The organism is Streptomyces sp. NBC_01244 (assembly GCF_035987325.1).
Lineage (GTDB): Bacteria > Actinomycetota > Actinomycetes > Streptomycetales > Streptomycetaceae > Streptomyces.
This window is the reverse complement of sequence record NZ_CP108488.1, coordinates 1,834,783-1,851,929: the sequence shown is the minus strand read 5'-3', so window position 1 is coordinate 1,851,929 and position 17,147 is coordinate 1,834,783. Positions and strand designations below refer to the sequence as shown.

Annotated in this window: 19 protein-coding genes; 9 read left to right on the top strand and 10 right to left on the bottom strand. The window is 71.8% G+C overall.

Features of this window, described 5'->3' with window-relative positions:
* Position 1: 1 nt before the first annotated feature.
* The gene (locus OG247_RS08005; RefSeq protein ID WP_327251585.1) at positions 2-1,333 is read right to left on the bottom strand and encodes an adenosylmethionine--8-amino-7-oxononanoate transaminase; all 1,332 of its coding nucleotides are present in this window, start codon (positions 1,331-1,333) and stop codon (positions 2-4) included.
* Complete coding sequence (gene bioB, locus OG247_RS08000; protein WP_327251584.1) at positions 1,326-2,594, bottom strand: biotin synthase BioB; 1,269 nt, start codon at positions 2,592-2,594, stop codon at positions 1,326-1,328. The genes OG247_RS08005 and bioB overlap by 8 nt, the downstream gene beginning before the upstream one ends.
* A gap of 159 nt (positions 2,595-2,753) precedes the next feature.
* Between bioB and OG247_RS07995 the strand changes: the two genes are divergently transcribed.
* Entirely contained in the window at positions 2,754-3,929 is a 1,176-nt protein-coding gene (locus OG247_RS07995; protein ID WP_327251583.1) for an 8-amino-7-oxononanoate synthase, read from the top strand.
* A gap of 88 nt (positions 3,930-4,017) precedes the next feature.
* On the opposite strand, the gene OG247_RS07990 is transcribed toward OG247_RS07995, so the two are convergent.
* Both OG247_RS07990 and OG247_RS07985 read right to left on the bottom strand, forming a co-directional pair.
* Positions 4,018-4,239: a DUF397 domain-containing protein gene (locus tag OG247_RS07990; RefSeq protein WP_243339618.1), complete on the bottom strand. Its 222-nt coding sequence runs from the start codon at positions 4,237-4,239 to the stop codon at positions 4,018-4,020.
* 12 nt (positions 4,240-4,251) lie between these two features.
* Positions 4,252-5,139 carry a helix-turn-helix domain-containing protein gene (locus OG247_RS07985; RefSeq protein WP_327251582.1) on the bottom strand — a complete coding sequence of 296 codons (888 nt, stop codon included), beginning with the start codon at positions 5,137-5,139 and terminating at the stop codon, positions 4,252-4,254.
* Between the two features lie 197 nt (positions 5,140-5,336).
* On the opposite strand from OG247_RS07985, the gene OG247_RS07980 reads away from it, so the two are divergent.
* Positions 5,337-5,795: an ATP-binding protein gene (locus tag OG247_RS07980; protein ID WP_327251581.1), complete on the top strand. Its 459-nt coding sequence runs from the start codon at positions 5,337-5,339 to the stop codon at positions 5,793-5,795.
* Positions 5,796-5,801: 6 nt separating this feature from the next.
* Here the strand turns inward: OG247_RS07980 and OG247_RS07975 are convergent, their stop codons facing one another.
* Positions 5,802-6,191 (bottom strand): VOC family protein, encoded by a 390-nt coding sequence (locus tag OG247_RS07975; protein ID WP_327251580.1) that lies wholly within the window; start codon positions 6,189-6,191, stop codon positions 5,802-5,804.
* 304 nt (positions 6,192-6,495) lie between these two features.
* Between OG247_RS07975 and OG247_RS07970 the strand changes: the two genes are divergently transcribed.
* The 7 genes from OG247_RS07970 (at position 6,496) to OG247_RS07940 (ending at position 13,072) form a co-directional block, all read left to right on the top strand.
* Complete coding sequence (locus OG247_RS07970) at positions 6,496-6,798, top strand: urease subunit gamma (RefSeq protein WP_266876111.1); 303 nt, start codon at positions 6,496-6,498, stop codon at positions 6,796-6,798.
* A gap of 13 nt (positions 6,799-6,811) precedes the next feature.
* Positions 6,812-7,123, top strand: a complete 312-nt coding sequence (locus OG247_RS07965) for an urease subunit beta (RefSeq protein WP_327251579.1) — start codon at positions 6,812-6,814, stop codon at positions 7,121-7,123.
* The gene (locus OG247_RS07960; protein WP_327251578.1) at positions 7,116-8,837 is read left to right on the top strand and encodes an urease subunit alpha; all 1,722 of its coding nucleotides are present in this window, start codon (positions 7,116-7,118) and stop codon (positions 8,835-8,837) included. The genes OG247_RS07965 and OG247_RS07960 overlap by 8 nt, the downstream gene beginning before the upstream one ends.
* 33 nt (positions 8,838-8,870) lie before the next feature.
* Positions 8,871-9,545 carry an urease accessory protein UreF gene (locus tag OG247_RS07955; RefSeq protein WP_327251577.1) on the top strand — a complete coding sequence of 225 codons (675 nt, stop codon included), beginning with the start codon at positions 8,871-8,873 and terminating at the stop codon, positions 9,543-9,545.
* Positions 9,546-9,615: 70 nt separating this feature from the next.
* Complete coding sequence (gene ureG / locus OG247_RS07950) at positions 9,616-10,320, top strand: urease accessory protein UreG (RefSeq protein ID WP_327251576.1); 705 nt, start codon at positions 9,616-9,618, stop codon at positions 10,318-10,320.
* Positions 10,321-10,376: 56 nt separating this feature from the next.
* Positions 10,377-11,162 carry an urease accessory protein UreD gene (locus OG247_RS07945; RefSeq protein ID WP_442813587.1) on the top strand — a complete coding sequence of 262 codons (786 nt, stop codon included), beginning with the start codon at positions 10,377-10,379 and terminating at the stop codon, positions 11,160-11,162.
* Between the two features lie 221 nt (positions 11,163-11,383).
* Positions 11,384-13,072 (top strand): alpha/beta hydrolase, encoded by a 1,689-nt coding sequence (locus tag OG247_RS07940; protein WP_327251575.1) that lies wholly within the window; start codon positions 11,384-11,386, stop codon positions 13,070-13,072.
* 42 nt (positions 13,073-13,114) lie between these two features.
* Here OG247_RS07940 and OG247_RS07935 read toward each other — a convergent pair whose 3' ends face one another.
* From OG247_RS07935 to OG247_RS07915, 5 genes are all read right to left on the bottom strand, one after another.
* Positions 13,115-13,825: a lysophospholipid acyltransferase family protein gene (locus OG247_RS07935; RefSeq protein WP_327251574.1), complete on the bottom strand. Its 711-nt coding sequence runs from the start codon at positions 13,823-13,825 to the stop codon at positions 13,115-13,117.
* A 76-nt stretch (positions 13,826-13,901) separates the two neighbouring features.
* On the bottom strand, positions 13,902-14,060 hold the full coding sequence (locus OG247_RS07930) for a hypothetical protein (RefSeq protein ID WP_327251573.1): 159 nt from the start codon (positions 14,058-14,060) through the stop codon (positions 13,902-13,904).
* A gap of 32 nt (positions 14,061-14,092) precedes the next feature.
* On the bottom strand, positions 14,093-15,031 hold the full coding sequence (locus OG247_RS07925) for a cytochrome c oxidase assembly protein (RefSeq protein WP_327257377.1): 939 nt from the start codon (positions 15,029-15,031) through the stop codon (positions 14,093-14,095).
* A gap of 133 nt (positions 15,032-15,164) precedes the next feature.
* Positions 15,165-16,193: a 6-phosphofructokinase gene (locus OG247_RS07920; RefSeq protein ID WP_327251572.1), complete on the bottom strand. Its 1,029-nt coding sequence runs from the start codon at positions 16,191-16,193 to the stop codon at positions 15,165-15,167.
* A gap of 224 nt (positions 16,194-16,417) precedes the next feature.
* Entirely contained in the window at positions 16,418-17,146 is a 729-nt protein-coding gene (locus tag OG247_RS07915; RefSeq protein WP_327251571.1) for a type 1 glutamine amidotransferase, read from the bottom strand.
* Between the last annotated feature and the right edge of the window lies 1 nt (position 17,147).

The following is a 17,147-nucleotide window of genomic DNA, read 5'->3' as shown; positions in this document are numbered from 1 at the left end:
GTCAGGCCTCCTTCGCGGCCGCGACCACGGCCCGGCAGATGCGGGCCATGTCGGCGTCACCCGTCACGAACGGCGGCATCGTGTAGATCAGGTCCCGGAACGGGCGCAGCCAGACGCCCTCCCGGACCGCCGCCGCCGTGGCGCGGGCCATGTCGACCTGGCGGTCGAGCTGGACGACGCCGATCGCGCCCAGGACCCGTACCTCCCGGACGCCCGGCAGGTCCGCGGCCGGGGCCAGGCCCTCCAGCAGGGCCGCCTCGAGGCGCTTGACCTCGCCCTGCCAGTCCTGACCGAGCAGCAGGTCGATGGAGGCCAGCGCCACCGAGCTGGCCAGCGGGTTGCCCATGAAGGTCGGCCCGTGGGCCAGGACCGGGACCTCGCCGCGCGAGATCCCGTCCGCGACCCGCTCCGTGCAGAGCGTCGCGGACAGGGTGAGGTAACCGCCGGTCAGCGACTTGCCCAGGCACATCACGTCCGGGGTGATCCCGGCGTGGTCCGCCGCGAACAGCGCGCCCGTGCGGCCGAAGCCCGTGGCGATCTCGTCCAGGATCAGCAGCACGTCGAACTCGTCGCACAGCTCGCGCAGCACCCGGAGGTAGCCCGGGTTGTGGAACCGCATGCCGCCCGCGCCCTGGACCACCGGCTCCACGATCACGGCCGCCAGTTCGTCCCGGTGCGCGGCGAACATCGAGCGCAGGTGGGCGACGTAGGACTCGTCCACGGGTGCGGAGAAGCCGCTCGGCGGGGCGTCAGCGAAGAGCTGGCGCGGGAGGATGCCCGACCACAGCTCGTGCATGCCGCCCTCGGGGTCGCAGACGGCCATCGGCTGCCAGGTGTCCCCGTGGTAGCCGCCCCGCCAGGTGAGGAGGCGGCTCTTCCCGGGGCGCCCCACCGAACGCCAGTACTGGAGGCACATCTTCACCGCGACCTCGACCGAGACCGAGCCCGAGTCGGCGAGGAAGACGTGCTCCAGGCCGGCCGGGGTGAGCTCGACGAGCTTGGCGGCCAGCCGGACGGCGGGCTCGTGGGTGAGCCCGCCGAACATCACGTGCGACATCCGGCCGAGCTGGCCGGTGACGGCCTCGTTCAGCGCCGGGTGGTTGTACCCGTGGATCGCCGACCACCAGGAGGACATGCCGTCGACCAGCTCGTCGTGGCCCTGCGAGGGCTCGGCCAGCCGGAGGCGGACCCCGGAGGCGGAGGACACGACGAGCGGCTCCTGCCGCCCGGGCATCGGGCCGTACGGGTGCCAGACGTGCTGCCGGTCCAGGGCGAGCAGTTCGCGGGCCGACAGCACGTCGGGCGCGAGGTGCGCGTGGTGCTGATCAGGCATTGGGCGCGAGATCCGTTCCCGCACCGCGGCGGCGTACCGCCACCAGACCCGGCCGGACCTCGCCCGCCTCGGCCTGGGCCGGTACGGGTCCCGCGGCCTGAGCCGCTGCGGGGGCCTCGTGCCCGGCGTGCCCCGAGCAGCCGCCGCACGCCGAACCGCAGCCGGAGCCGGCCTCGTCCGCCGTGGCGGAGGAGCCGCAGACCGAGGCGCCGGAGCCCTGGGAGCCGCAGCCCCCGGTGGCCGCCGCCGCGACCTCGGAGCGGTGCGCGGGCAGGGTCGTCGTACCGGCGCCCTCCACCTCGAAACCGGCGTCCGCGATCATGTCGAGGTCGGCCTGTCCGGCCTGGCCCTCGCTGGTCAGGTAGTCGCCCAGGAAGATCGAATTCGCCACGTGCAGCGCCAGCGGCTGCAGGGTGCGCAGGTGCACCTCGCGGCCGCCCGCGATGCGGACCTCGACGTCGGGGCAGACGAAGCGGACCATCGCGAGGATGCGCAGGGCGCGCTGCGGGGTGAGGTTCCACTCCTTGGCCAGCGGGGTGCCCTCGAAGGGGATCAGGAAGTTGACCGGGACCGAGTCGCTGTCGAGCTCGCGCAGCGCGTAGACGACGTCGACGAGGTCCTCGTCGCTCTCGCCCATGCCCGCGATCAGGCCCGAGCACGCCGACAGGCCGGCGGCGTGCGCCTTCTGCACCGTATCGACCCGGTCCGCGTAGGTGTGGGTCTTGGTGATCTGGCCGTACGTGGCCTCGGAGGTGTTGAGGTTGTGGTTGTAGGCATCCGCGCCCGCGTCCTTCAGGCGCTCGGCCTGGCCGTCCGACAGGAGACCGAGGCAGGCGCACACCTCGACGCCCTCGTTCTGCTCCTTGATGGCCGCGATCGTCTTGCCGACACGGTCCACGTCGCGGTCCGTCGGACCCCGCCCGCTGGCCACCAGGCAGACCCGCTTGGCCCCGCCGGCGACGCCCGCGGCCGCGGCCTGGGAGGCCTCGTCGGGCTTCAGCCACGTGTATTTGAGGATCTCGGCCTTCGATCCCAGCCGCTGGGAACAGTACGAGCAGTCCTCGGGGCAGAGCCCCGACTTCAGGTTGACCAGGTAGTTCAGCTTGACCCGGCGACCGAACCACTGTCGGCGCACCTTGCCGGCCGCGGCCACCACGTCGAGCAGTTCGTCGTCAGAGGTCGCCAGCACGGCGAGCGCCTCTTCGCGGGTCGGCAGCTCACGCCGCAGCCCCTTGTCCACGAGGGTGTTCAGCAGGTCCATGATGCCGATCCTGTCCCACACGGGCACTCCCGGCCAAGGAGAGATCGAACAACATGGCCGGAAGAGAGTGTGTGTATCGCCACACCTGACGCAGGGGTCACGGGCGGTTAGGGTCGGGCAGGTCTGTGGACTGCCGACAAAAAACGCGAGGACCCGTCGATGCCAGACCAGCACACCCCCGCCCCCGTGGACGTCTTCTCCTGGATCGACGACGCGGAGCAGGCCCGGGAGCAGGCCGGACTCGTCCGGACGCTGCGCCCGCGTCCGGCCGCCTCCCCGCTCCTCGACCTCGCGAGCAACGACTACCTCGGACTGTCGCGGCACCCCGAAACGGTGCGGGGAGCGAGCGAGGCGGCCGAGCGCTGGGGCGCCGGAGCCACTGGATCACGTCTCGTCACGGGCACGACCGAACTTCATGCGGAGCTCGAGCGGGAGCTGGCGGCCTTCTGCGGGTTCGAGGCCGCGCTGGTGCTCTCCTCCGGCTACGCGGCCAACCTGGCCGCCGTCACCGCGCTCAGCGACCGGGGCACCCTGGTGGTCTCCGACGCGGGCAACCACGCCTCGATCGTGGACGGCTGCCGGCTGTCGCGCGCCGAGACCGCCGTCGTCGCGCACTGCGACCCGGACACCGTCCGCAAGACCCTCGCCGCCCACCAGGGGCGGGCGCTGCTGGTCACCGACTCGGTGTTCTCGGTCGACGGGGACGCCGCCCCGCTCGCGGCCCACGCCGAGGCCTGCCGGGCGGAGGGTGCGGCCCTGCTGGTGGACGACGCGCACGGCCTCGGGGTGCTGGGCGAGGGAGGCCGCGGGGCGCTGTACGCCGCCGGGCTCGCGGGGGCCCCCGGGGTGGTCGCGACGCTGACCCTCTCGAAGTCCCTGGGCAGCCAGGGCGGGGCGGTGCTCGGCCCGGCCAAGGTGATCCGGCACCTGGTCAACACGGCGCGGACCTTCATCTTCGACACCGGGCTGGCCCCGGCCGCGACGGGCGCCGCTCTGGCCGCCCTGCGCCTGCTCCAGCGGGAACCGGAGCGCGCGGACCGCGCCCGCGAGGTGGCCGCCGAACTGTACGGACGGCTCACCGCGTCCGGCCTGACCGCGGCCCGGCCGGACGCGGCCGTGGTGTCGGTACGGGCCCCGTCGGCTTCGGCGGCACTGCGCTGGGCCGCCGACTGCCGCGAGGCAGGTCTGTCCGTGGGGTGCTTCCGGCCGCCGTCGGTACCGGACGGCATCTCCCGGCTGCGACTGACCGCGCGGGCGGATCTCACGGGGGTGGAGATCAGCCGTGCGGTGGAGACGATCCTGAGGACCGCTCCGGCCGGAGCCACGGACCGCTGAACGGAGCCGGTACGGGCGCTCCGGCGTTCCCGCGCCTTGCCTGACGCCCTGGCCTTACGGCTTGCCCGACGTCATGCGCGCGCCTTGCCTACGTCTCGAGATCCGCACGAACGGAGACGAGGAAGCCGTCCCAGGCCGGCCCGGTGAAGAGCACGGCCGGGCCGTCCGTCCGCTTGGAGTCGCGGACGGCGAGCAGACCGCCGCCGAGGACGGCCGTTTCCACGCAGTTGTTCATTCCGGTGCTGCGGCTGCTTCGCCGCCACCGCGCGCTGTTCAGAAGTCCGCCTGTGGATAAGGGGGTTGCGGACACGGAGGTGCCTCCTTACGCGTCGTCAGCGAGGGCGCTGATGAGATCCGACGAATCGCGGGGCGGGAGGGCGTGCGCCTGGATGGTGCGGAACGCGGCGCTGTACGCCTCAAGGTCTTCCTTCCGCTCCAGATAGAGGCTACTCGTCAAATGGTCGAGTACCACCACATCCAGATCGGCGATGTTCGGAAATGAGAAAATGACGAACGGTCCGGTGAGGCCGAGATGTCCCCCCACGCTGAACGGCAGTACCTGAAGCCGCACTTGGGGCAAACGCGCCACCTCCACCAGGTGCCTCAACTGTTCCTCCATCACCCCCGTCCCGCCGATCGTGCGCCGCAGGACCGCCTCGTCCAGCACCGCGCTCAGCTCCAGCGGCGGATCGGCCCGCAGTACGGACTGACGTGCCAGCCGTACGTCGACCAGCGCGTCCACCTTCGGCTCCGGCAGCCCGCCCAGCGCGGCCCGGGTCACGGCGCGCGCGTACTCCGGGGTCTGGAGCAGTCCCGGCACCACGGACAGCTCGACGGTGCGGGCCGACCGGGCGCCCGCCTCCAGACTGATGAAGTCCCGGTACTCCTGCGGCAGCAGCCCCCGGTAGTCGTGCCACCACTGACGGCCGCGCCCGGTCTCGGCGTCCGGGGCCGGGCCCGCCGCCGAGGCCGAGAGGGCCTCCAGCAGGGCGCGCTGCTGCGCGCTCACGACGTCCTCCCCGTAGACGTCGAGCAGCAGCCGGATGTCCTCCACCTTGACGCCGCTGCGCCCCGTCTCGATACGGCTGATCTTCGACTGGTGCCATCCCGCCAGCCGGGCCGCCTCACCGCTGGTGAGTCCCGTCCGGTCGCGAAGGGCACGCAGTTCCTCGCCGAGCTTGCGTCGGCGCACTGCGGGACCATGCTGCACACCCGCCTCCTTCCACCGGCACAGCTCGCACCAGTCTGCCGTCCAAATACGCTCTTCCGTAGCAGAGTTCACCGCATTGAGCGACAGATATATGCATATCTTGAGGGATCTGCGGAAACGGCGGGACGATGGGTGGCACTCTGGCGTCCAGCACAGATCCGGGGCGGCTTCGCCCCGGTGGGAAAGGGACCGTCGCCATGGCAGATCATCAGGAAGCATCCGTCACTCTGCCGAGCGATCCCGCCTCGGTCGCGGCCGCCCGCCGCTACGTGGCGGACGTGCTGGGCGAGTGGGGACTGTCCGAGGGGACCGAGGCCGCCGACAGCATCCGGCTCATCGTCTCGGAACTGGCCACCAACTCCGTGCAGCACACCTTCGGCCAGTCGCCGACCTTCACCGTGGAGATCCGCCTGGAGCGCGAGGAGTGGCTCCGCATCGGGGTCACCGACAGCCACCCGCGCTGGCCCAAGCGGCTCCCGGCCGCCGTCCAGCAGGACAACGGCCGGGGGATGGTCATCATCCGCTGGCTCGCCGCGGAGGCGGGCGGCCGGCTCTCGGTCAGTCCGACCGAGGACGGCGGCAAGACCGTGTGGATCGCCCTGCCCTGGACGGCCACGGCCGCCGGCGCTCCGGCGCGGACCGCCACCGGCTGTTGAGGCCGCTCAGGCTCCGGCGCGCTCCGACACGCTGCGCTCGATGCACAGCTCGTTGCCCTCGGGGTCGGTCAGGGTGACCCAGCCCATGCCACCCTCCCGGCGGTGGTCACCCTGCAGCTTCGCGCCGAGCGCTATCAGACGCTCGACGTTCTCGTCGCGGGTTCCCGTCACGGGCTGGATGTCCAAGTGGACCCGGTTCTTCGCGGACTTCCCCTCGGGCACCCGGACGAAGAGCACCCCGGGCACGCCCGGCTGACCCGGGTCCAGCAGGATCTCGTCGTCGTCCGGCTGGTCGTCGGGGTGGATGGGGAAACCGGTCACTGCGGACCAGAACTGCGCCAGCCGGTACGGCTCCTGCGCGTCGAAGGTGATGTGGCGGACGGGATTGACGAACATGCGGCTCCTTGTGGACGGCTCCGTATACGGAACCGAGCTGTGCGACGCCCGGAGTTGAACCGGGTACCTGCTCGAAACGTGGGTTAACTCAGCGGAAAAGCGCGGCCCTTAGCGTGACGGCCACGTTCCTTCCGCCAATGGTGACCCATGGGCCGGCAAAGCGGCGGTGGGCGGGACGGAAAGCCTTTCCCTGTGTTGGGCAAGACACGCTTGGCTCGGATATGCGCAGGTCAACAAAGTGTTGACGGCCCATAAGGTCGGCTCGGCGCGACGTTGATCATGTCCCGGAAGCTTGGTGATTGCTGTGCAGCTGACCCCCCACGAGCAGGAAAGACTGCTCATCCACGTCGCCGCCGACGTGGCCGAGAGACGCAAGGCGCGGGGCGTGCTCCTCAACCATCCCGAGGTGATAGCCCTGATCACCGCACACATCCTCGAAGGAGCCCGCGACGGGCGCACGGTGGCCGAGCTGATGGCCTCCGGGCGGACCGTGCTCTCCCGTGAGGAGGTCATGGAGGGGATACCCGAGATGATCCACGACGTCCAGGTCGAGGCGACCTTCCCCGACGGCACCAAGCTCGTCACCGTCCACGACCCCATCGTCTGAGAGCGAGTCCCGCATGATCCCCGGCGAAATCGTCTACGGGGACGGCCCGGTGCGCCTCAACGAAGGCCGGCCCGTCACCCGACTCACCGTGCTCAACGCCGCCGACCGGCCCGTCCAGGTCGGCTCGCACTACCACTTCGCCGAGGCCAACCCCGGCCTCGATTTCGACCGCCGCGCCGCCCACGGACTGCGCCTCGACATCGCCGCGGGCACCGCGGTCCGCTTCGAGCCGGGCATCCCGGTCGCCGTGACCCTCGTACCGCTGGCCGGGCTGCGCACCGTGCCGGGACTGCGCGGGGAGACCGGAGGGCCGCTCGATGGCTGAGATATCGCGCCAGGTCTACGCCGACCTGTTCGGGCCCACCACCGGCGACCGCATCCGCCTCGCCGACACCGACCTGTTCGTCGAGATCGAGCAGGACCTCGGCGGCGGCCCCGGCCGGGCCGGCGACGAGGCCGTCTTCGGCGGCGGCAAGGTCATCCGCGAATCCATGGGCCAGGCCCGCACCACCCGCGCCGAGGGCGCCGCCGACACCGTCATCACCGGGGTGGTCATCCTCGACCACTGGGGCATCGTCAAGGCCGACGTGGGCATCCGTGACGGCCGGATCTGCGGCATCGGCAAGGCGGGCAACCCCGACACCATGGACGGCGTCGACCGCGCACTGGTGATCGGCCCCGAGACGGAGATCATCGCGGGCAACGGGAAGATCCTCACGGCGGGTGCCGTCGACGCCCACGTGCACTTCATCTCCCCGACCGTGATCGAGGAGGCCCTCGCCTCCGGCATCACCACCCTCGTCGGCGGCGGCACCGGCCCCGCCGAGGGCACCAAGGCCACCACCGTCACCCCCGGACCCTGGCACCTGGCCCGGATGTTCGCCGCGCTGGAGGCCCACCCCGTCAACATCGGCCTGCTCGGCAAGGGAAACACCATGTCCCGCGAGGGCATGTACTCCCAACTGCGCGGCGGAGCACTCGGCTTCAAGCTCCACGAGGACTGGGGATCCACCCCCGCCGTCATCGACGCCTGCCTCACCGTCTGCGAGGAGACCGGCGCCCAGGCCGCCATCCACACCGACACCCTCAACGAGGCCGGGTTCGTCGCCGACACCCTCGCCGCCATCGGCGGACGGACCATCCACTCGTACCACACCGAAGGCGCGGGCGGCGGGCACGCTCCCGACATCATCACCGTGGTCTCCGAGCCGAACATCCTGCCCAGCTCCACCAACCCGACCCGGCCGCACACCGTCAACACCGTCGAGGAACACCTCGACATGCTGATGGTCTGCCACCACCTCAACCCCGCCGTCCCCGAGGACCTGGCCTTCGCCGAGTCCCGGATCCGGCCCTCCACCATCGCCGCCGAGGACGTCCTGCACGACCTCGGAGCCATCTCGATCATCTCCTCCGACGCCCAGGCCATGGGCCGCGTCGGCGAGGTGATCCTGCGCACCTGGCAGACCGCCCACGTGATGAAGAAGCGGCGCGGCTCCCTGCCCGGCGACGGACCCGCCGACAACCACCGGGCCCGGCGCTACGTCGCCAAATACACGATCAACCCCGCCGTCGCCCAGGGCCTGGCCCGCGAGATCGGCTCCGTCGAGACCGGCAAACTCGCCGACCTCGTGCTGTGGAAGCCCGCCTTCTTCGGGGTCAAACCCGAACTGGTCATCAAGGGCGGCCAGATAGCCTACGCGCAGATGGGCGATGCCAACGCCTCCATCCCCACCCCGCAGCCGGTCCTGCCGCGCCCGATGTTCGGGGCCTACGGGCGGGCCCCCGGGCTCAACTCGGTCAACTTCACCGCCCAGGCGGCCCTCGACGACGGACTGCCCGAACGGCTCGGACTCGGCAAGGAGTTCGTCGCCATCGAGAGCACCCGCAAGGTGACCAAGGCGGACATGCGCAACAACGATGCCATGCCGAGGGTGGAAGTCGACGCCGACACCTTCACCGTCACCATCGACGGCGAGGTGGTGGAACCGGCCCCGGCGGCGGAACTGCCCATGGCCCAGCGCTATTTCCTCTTCTGATGGGAACCCTCTGATGGGAAGGGGCCCCGTCCGATGAGCCTCGCCACCCTCCTCGTCCTCGCCGACGGCCGCTTCCCCGCCGGAGGGCACGCCCATTCCGGCGGGGCCGAGGCCGCCTGCAAGGCGGGCCGGATCCACGACGCCGCCACCCTGGCGGAGTTCTGCCGGGGCCGGCTGCACACCGCCGGGCTCGTCGCGGCCGGGCTCGCCGCGGCGGCCGCCCTCGGGATCGACCCGGCGGCCCTCGACGAGGCCGCCGACGCCCGGACCCCGTCGCCCGCGCTGCGCGCCTGCGCCCGGCGGCTCGGGCGCCAGCTGATGCGCGCCGCCCGCGCCACCTGGCCCGGCGCGGAACTGGACGCGCTGGCCGCCGCGTTCCCGCGCGGGGCGCACCAGCCCGTGGTGCTCGGCGTGACGGCCCGGTCGGCCGGGCTCGGGCCGCTCGACGCCGCGCACGTGGCCGCGTACGAGAGCGTGAGCGGGCCGGCCACCGCCACCGTACGGCTGCTCGGCCTGGACCCCTTCGAGGCGAGCCGGGTCCTGGCCGGGCTCGCACCCGAGCTGGACTCCGTGTCCCGCCGCGCGGAGCGGGCCGCGCTGCGGGCCCGCACCGGCGGTACGCAGACCCTGCCCGCGGCCTCCTCGCCGCTGCTGGACATCGCGGCGCAGGCCCATGCCGACTGGCCGGTACGGCTGTTCGCCTCCTGATCCCTCATCCCTCCGGCGCCCCGCCCCGCACGCCCCCGCATCCCCCTGCCCCAGCTCAAGGAGACCTGCCATGCACCTCGACCACTCCCTCGGCGGTGTGACCTTCCCGCACCGCCACACCCACAGCGCCGAGCCGCTGCGGGCGGACGGGACCCGCCGGGCCCTGCGCATCGGCCTCGGCGGGCCCGTGGGCTCCGGGAAGACCGCCACCGTCGCCGCCCTCTGCCGGGCCCTGCGCGCGGAGCTGTCCATGGCCGTGGTCACCAACGACATCTACACCCGCGAGGACGCGGAGTTCCTGCTCCGCGAAGCCGTCCTGCCGCCCGAGCGGATCAGCGCCGTGGAAACCGGGGCCTGCCCGCACACCGCCATCCGCGACGACATCTCCGCCAACCTGGAGGCCGTGGAGGAGCTGGAGGAGGCCTTCCACGGGCACGGGCGGCTCGACCTGATCCTCGTCGAGTCCGGCGGAGACAACCTCACCGCCACCTTCTCCAGGGGGCTCGTCGACGCCCAGATCTTCGTCATCGACGTGGCCGGCGGCGACGACATCCCGCGCAAGGGCGGCCCCGGCGTCACCACCGCCGACCTGCTCGTCGTCAACAAGACCGACCTCGCCCCGCACGTGGGCTCGGACCTGGACCGGATGGCCCTCGACGCCGCCGCGCAGCGCGGCGAACTGCCCGTCGCCTTCCAGTCCCTGCGCGGCGGGGAGGGCGTGGGCCCGGTGGCCGCCTGGGTGCGCGAGCGGATCGCCGCCTGGACCGCCCGGTGAGCCCCGCGGTGAGCCCTACGGTGATCCCCGCACGCGTCCCCACGGCGACGGGCGTGGTGCACCCCGCCCGCCCCCCGGCCCCCGCTCCGGCCGGCCTGCGCGCCACCGCCCGGATCGGCGCCGCCGCCGACGGCCGGGGCTCCACCGCCCTGCCGCTGCTGGCCGGGGAGGGGCCGCTCGCCCTGCGCCGCACCCGGGGCGGGCCAGGGGAGGCGGGCGTCATGCTGGTCGGCGCCATGAGCGCTCCCCTGGGCGGGGACCACCTCACGGTCGAAGCCACCGCAGGAGCGGGCGCCCGGCTGGTGCTCCGCTCGGCGGCGGCCACCCTGGCGCTCCCCGGCCGGAACGGGGAACCGGCGCGGTACGACGTACGGCTCCGGCTCGGGGCCGGGGCGGCGGTGCGCTGGCTGCCGGAGCCCCTGGTCTCGGTGCGCGGCAGCGACCTGCGGGTCCGCACCCGCGCCGAACTCGCCCCCACCGCCCGGCTCCTGCTGCGCGAGGAGCAGGTGCTCGGCCGCACCGGGGAGGCTCCGGGCCTGCTGCGGTCCCGGCTCACCGTGACCCGGGACGGGCGCCCGCTGCTGGACCAGGAGGTGGCCTGCGGACCCGGCGCGCCCGGCGGCTGGGACGGTCCGGGGGGACTCGCGGGCCACCGGGCACTGGGCCAGCTGCTGGTGGTGGACCCGGAGTTCGCGAAGGCCCCGCCGCAGGCCGGGATGCTGGGGGAGTTCGCCGCCATCACGCCGCTGGCTGGTCCGGCCGTCCTGGTCACGGCCCTGGCCCCGGACGCACTGCGGCTCCGCGAACTGCTCGACTCCGCCTGCGCCACCTACGGTTGGTGAACCCGGGCGGCCGCCACGGCAGACGGCCGCCGAACCCGGGACGAACCCGACACCGCTCAGCGGTACACGCATTTCCGGATATCGGGTTGGCAAAGAACGGCCCCGTGCTCTGTCGCCCGCTCCCGGTCAGGCGGAAGTATCCCCTGCAGATGCCGACGCACATTCACACCGGCACGAACCACGCCGCCCACGGCGGCAGATGACGCAGGGGGAACAACCACGTGATACGCAACGCGGTGCTGGGGAGCGCCGCAACTCTGGTCACCGGCACGCTGGCGGCGAGCCTGCTGCTCGCCCCGTCGGCGTCGGCCTCCTCCACCTTCTCGTCCGGCCCCTCCGGCCGCGACAACCCGATCGCCGAGGCGTTCGGCACCCAGATCGCCGCCGCCCGCGCGGCGCGCGCCGGGATCGACTGGAAGGACTGCCCGCCCGACTGGGGATTCGCGGCGCCCATCCAGTGCGGCTTCGTGAAGGTCCCGCTCGACTACAGCAAGCCCTTCGGCAAGACGATCGACCTCGCGGTCGACCGCGCCGTCAGCACCGGCACCAAGGAAGAGCGCCAGGGCGCGCTCGTCTACAACCCCGGCGGCCCCGGCGGCTCCGGCATGCGCTTCCCCCGCCGGATCACCACCAAGAGCCCGCTGTGGGTCAACACCGCGAAGGCGTACGACTTTGTGGGCTTCGACCCGCGCGGCGTCGGCCACTCCGCGCCGATCTCCTGCATCGACCCACAGGAGTACGTCAAGGCCCCCAAGGCCGACCCGGTGCCGGGCAGCAAGGCCGACAAGGACGCCCAGCGCAAGCTCGCCGAGGAATACGCGGACGGCTGCAAGGAGCGCAGCGGCGAGATGCTGCCGTTCATGACCACGCCGAACGTCGCGCGTGACCTGGACGTCATCCGTGCCGCCCTCGGCGAGAAGAAGCTGAACTTCCTCGGCGTCTCCTACGGCACCTACATCGCCGGGGTCTACGCGACCCTGTTCCCGACGCACGTGCGCCGCATGATCGCGGACAGCGTGGTCGACCCGTCCCGCGACAACATCTGGTACGAGGCCAACCTCGGCCAGGACGTCGCCTTCCAGATGCGCTGGAACGACTGGGAGGACTGGGTCGCCAAGAACGACGCCTCCTTCCACCTCGGTACCACCCGCGCCGCGGTCGAGGCCAAGTGGCTGGAGCTGCGCGCCAAGGCCAAGGCCAACCCGCTCGGCGGGATCGTCGGCCCGGCCGAGCTGATCGGCTTCTTCCAGAGCGCCCCGTACTACGACTCCTCCTGGGTGCCCGTCGCCCAGACCTGGGCCGCGTACGCCGCCGGTGACGAGCAGGCGCTGATCGACGCCATCGCCCCCGACATGAGCGACATCCAGGGCAACGCCTCGGCCGAGAACAGCAACGCCGTCTACACCGCCGTCGAGTGCGCCGACGCCAAGTGGCCCACCAGCTGGTCCAAGTGGGACCGGGACAACTCCAAGCTGCACGCCCAGTACCCCTTCATGACCTGGGCCAACGCGTGGATGAACCTGCCCTGCGCCACCTGGAAGTCCAAGCAGCACCACGCGATCGAGGTCGGGGTCGGCGCTCACCGCGGCCTGCCTCCGGTGCTGATCGTCCAGGCCGAGCGGGACGCGGCCACGCCGTACAAGGGCGGGGTCTCGCTGAACCAGCGGCTCGCCGGCTCGCGGCTCATCACCGAGAAGGGCGCCGGCTCGCACGGTGTCACCAACCTGGTGAACCCCTGCATCAACACCCGGGTGGACACCTACCTGCTCACCGGCAAGGTGGACGCCCGGAACGTGACGTGCGATCCGCACGCCACCCCGGTGGCCCCGGCCCCCGTCGCCGCCAAGCTGCTCGCGCCGGCCCCGGCCGCCGACCAGCGGGCGATCGACGAGCTCCCGGCCGTCCGCTAGCCGGACCGGGCGGGAACAGCTCCACACCGCACGGGAGAGGGCTCAGCGCAACCTGCGCCGGGCCTTCTTCCGCGCTTCCTCTTCCTCCGCCTTGACCTCGGCGGCGTACCGGTCCACGTACTCCTGGCCGGACAGGGCGAGGACCTCGTACATGATCTCGTCGGTGATGGCCCGCAGCACGGCCCGCTCGCCCTCCATCCCCGCGTACCGGGAGAAGTCCAGCGGCCGGCCGAAGCGGATCGTGACCCGGCGGATCTTGGGGATCTTCTGCCCGGGCGGCTGGATCTCGAAGGTCCCGACCATCGCGCACGGGACGACGGGCACTTCGGCGCCGAGTGCCATCGCCGCGACGCCGACCTTGCCCTTGTAGAGCCGCCCGTCGTGCGAGCGGGTGCCCTCCGGGTAGATGCCGAGCAGCTCTCCCTTGGACAGCACCCCGAGTCCCTCGCGGAGCGCCGCCTGACCGGCGTCCTTACCGGACCGGTCGACCGGGATCTGTCCGGCGCTGCGGAAGAAGGCGGCGGTGAGCCGTCCCTTCACGCCCGGTCCGGTGAAGTACTCGGCCTTGGCGAGGAAGGTGATGCGCCGTTTGAGGATCGCGGGCATCAGGAAATGGTCCGAGAACGACAGGTGGTTGCCCGCGATGATCGCGGCCCCGTCCTCCGGGATGTTCTCCAGTCCTTCGATGCGGGGCCGGAACAGGAGCCGCAGCAGCGGTCCCAGGATCACGTGCTTGAGCAAGTGGTAGAACACCAAGCGGCTCCCGTCGACGTCCCGTGGTCACGGACATCCTACGGACGGCTCGCGAGGGGGTGGAGGGGGCGGCGGCTCACGCACCGCCCGTGGCCGCCATTCCCGCGGTGAGCAGCCCCAGCACGACCCAGCCGAACCACAGCCAGCCGTTGCTTCCCAGGGCCACGGAATACGTGGCGATCGCCACCAGAGAGGCGAAGGTCATCACTGCCATCGCCTTCACGGATCCGGTCATGCCCCATGGTGGCGCCTGAAGGTGGTCCCGCGCTACTGGCCACGCGCTTGGAGCGAGGCGAGATACGAGTTGTAGGCCGCCAGCTCCTGGTCCCCGTTGCGGTCCTCGGACCGGTCGGAGCGCTTCGCGGCCCGCTGTTCCGAGTGGTACCACTGGTAGACCAGCGCGATCAGCACCAGCACCGAGGGGATCTCGCTGAAGGCCCAGGCGATGCCGCCGCCCCACTGCTGGTCGAGCAGGGGGTCGATGCCGAGGGAGGCGGGCGGGTTCGCGTACGTCTTGATCATCGGCTCGCTGCCCATCATCAGCGCGATGCCGAAGAAGGCGTGGAAGGGCATTCCGGCGAACAGCTCCAGCATCCGCATCACGTAGCCGGGGCGGTGCGGGCCCGGGTCCACGCCCATGATCGGCCAGAAGAAGACGAGGCCGACGGCGAGGAAGTGCACCATCATCGCGATGTGGCCGGTCTTCGAGCCCATGAGGAAGTCGAAGAGCGGGGTGAAGTACAGCCCGTAGAGGCTGGCGATGAACATCGGGATGGTGAACACCGGATGGGTGATCACCTTCATGTACCGGCTGTGCAGGAGCATCAGCAGCAGCTCGCGCGGCCCCTTGTGACCGCGGGCCGCGGGCGGCAGCGCGCGCAGGGCCAGCGTCACGGGCGCGCCCAGCAGCAGCAGGATCGGGCTGAGCATGCTGATCACCATGTGCTGGACCATGTGCACGCTGAACATGACCATGCCGTAGTCGTTCAGCTTGGTGCACATCACCAGGGCCACGCTCAGCACGCCGATGGTGAAGGCGACCGTCCGCCCGACCGGCCAGGCGTCCCCGCGCCGGCGCAGCCGCACCACGCCCCACCCGTACAGCGCGAGGCCGAGGAGCGAGCCGATGAGGAAGAAGGCGTCGAAGGAGAACTCCAGCCCGCGCCCGAGGGTGAAGGGCGGCAGGTCCATGTCGTGCATGTCCATGCCGTCGTGCGCGAGGTAACTCAATCTCTTCACTCCCTTGACCCGTGGTGCCCCACCACAGTAATGCCGCCCCCGGACGGGAAATCGTCCGGGGGCGGCCATTACGGGAGTGACACGCGGAAAAGGGGAAAGATCACAGCACGTTCTGTGCCTCGTCGTAGCGCTCGGACGGGACCGTCTTCAGGGTCTGGACCGCCTCGTCGAGCGGGACCATGACGATGTCCGTGCCGCGCAGGGCCGTGAGCATCCCGAACTCGCCCCGGTGGGCGGCCTCCACGGCGTGCCAGCCGAAGCGGGTCGCCAGGACGCGGTCGTACGCCGTGGGGGTGCCGCCGCGCTGGACGTGGCCCAGGATGACCGGCCGGGCCTCCTTGCCGAGGCGCTCCTCCAGCTCGACGGCGAGGCGGTTGCCGATGCCGGCGAACCGCTCGTGGCCGTACATGTCGGTGCCGCCCTCCTCGAGGGCCATCGAGCTGCCCGCGGCGGGCTTGGCGCCCTCGGCGACCACGACGATCGCGAAGCGCTTGCCCTGCTGGAAGCGTTCGCCGACGATCGCCGTCAGCTCCTCGATGTCGAAGGGGCGCTCCGGTACGACGATCGCGTGCGCGCCGGCCGCCATGCCCGAGTGCAGGGCGATCCACCCGGTGTGGCGGCCCATGACCTCGACGACCATCACGCGCTGGTGGGACTCCGCGGTGGTCTTCAGCCGGTCCAGCGCCTCGGTGGCGACCCCGACGGCGGTGTCGAAGCCGAAGGTGACGTCGGTGGAGGCGATGTCGTTGTCGATCGTCTTGGGGACGCCGACGATCGGCAGGCCGCCCTGCGAGAGCAGGTTCGCGGCCTTCAGGGTGCCTTCGCCGCCGATCGGGATGATGGCGTCCAGGCCGAGATCGGCGACGTGGCCGCGGGCCCGCTCCACGCCGTCGCGCAGATGGGCGGGCTGGACCCGGGAGGAACCCAGAATCGTTCCGCCACGGGCCAGGATGCCGCTCACGGCGTCCAGGTCGAGCTTGCGGTAGTCGCACTCCAGGAGGCCGCGCCAGCCGTCGTGGAAACCGATGACCTCGTCTCCGTGGTCGACGACGGCGCGGTGCACGACGGAGCGGATGACGGCGTTGAGCCCGGGGCAGTCGCCTCCGGAAGTGAGCACACCTATGCGCATGGCAGGGAGGACCTTTGCAACGTGGGCCGACGACCGGACCACGTCGTCCGGTTGGAACTACCCAGCACCCTACAAGCGGATCGAGGGTGGACTGAACCATCCTCCACATGCTGGTCAGATCAGTCGTACGAAAACACGTCGGCCCGGATGCCCCGAGGGGAATCCGGGCCGAACGCCGGGTATCGGCGGTGCCGGTGGTGCCGGTGGTGCCGCTGGCGGTGCGGCTACGCGGGCTGCGTGGCCGCCGCGATGCGCTCGGCGCGCAGCGCCTCGTACCAGCGGTCGTCGATGGGCGGCAGCGCGTTCACGTCGAGGGCCAGCTTCAGCAGCAGGTCCGCGATCTGCGGGTTGCGCGCCATCACGGGACCGTGCATGTACGTGCCGAACACCGTGTCGTTGTACGCGCCTTCGGTGCCGTCACCGGTGCCGTTGCCCCGGCCGAGCCGGGTGTGGGCGAACGGCCTGGCCGTCGGGCCGAGGTGCGTGACGCCCTGGTGGTTCTCGAAGCCGGTCAGCTGCGGCAGCCCGAGCCGCGGGTCGATGTCCGCCAGCACGTCGCCGACGCACCGCTCGCCCTCGCCGCGCACGGTCACCACGTCCAGCAGGCCGAGGCCCTGCTGGCGCTCGCCGACGTCGTTGACGAACTCCTGGCCCAGGATCTGGTAGCCGGCGCAGACGGAGAAGACGATCGCTCCGTTGGAGACGGCGCGCTCCAGGCCGCCGTCGCGCAGCAGGCGCTCCGCGGCCAGTCGCTGCGGCCGGTCCTCGCCGCCGCCGATCAGGTAGATGTCGCCCGAGGTCGGGATCGGCTGGTCGCTGCGCACGTCCACGCGCTGTACGTCCAGGCCGCGCCGGCGGGCCCGGCGCTCGACGACCAGGGCGTTGCCCTGGTCTCCGTACGTGCTGAGCAGGTCGGGGTAGATCCACACCAGACGCAGGCTGTTGTCGCTCATG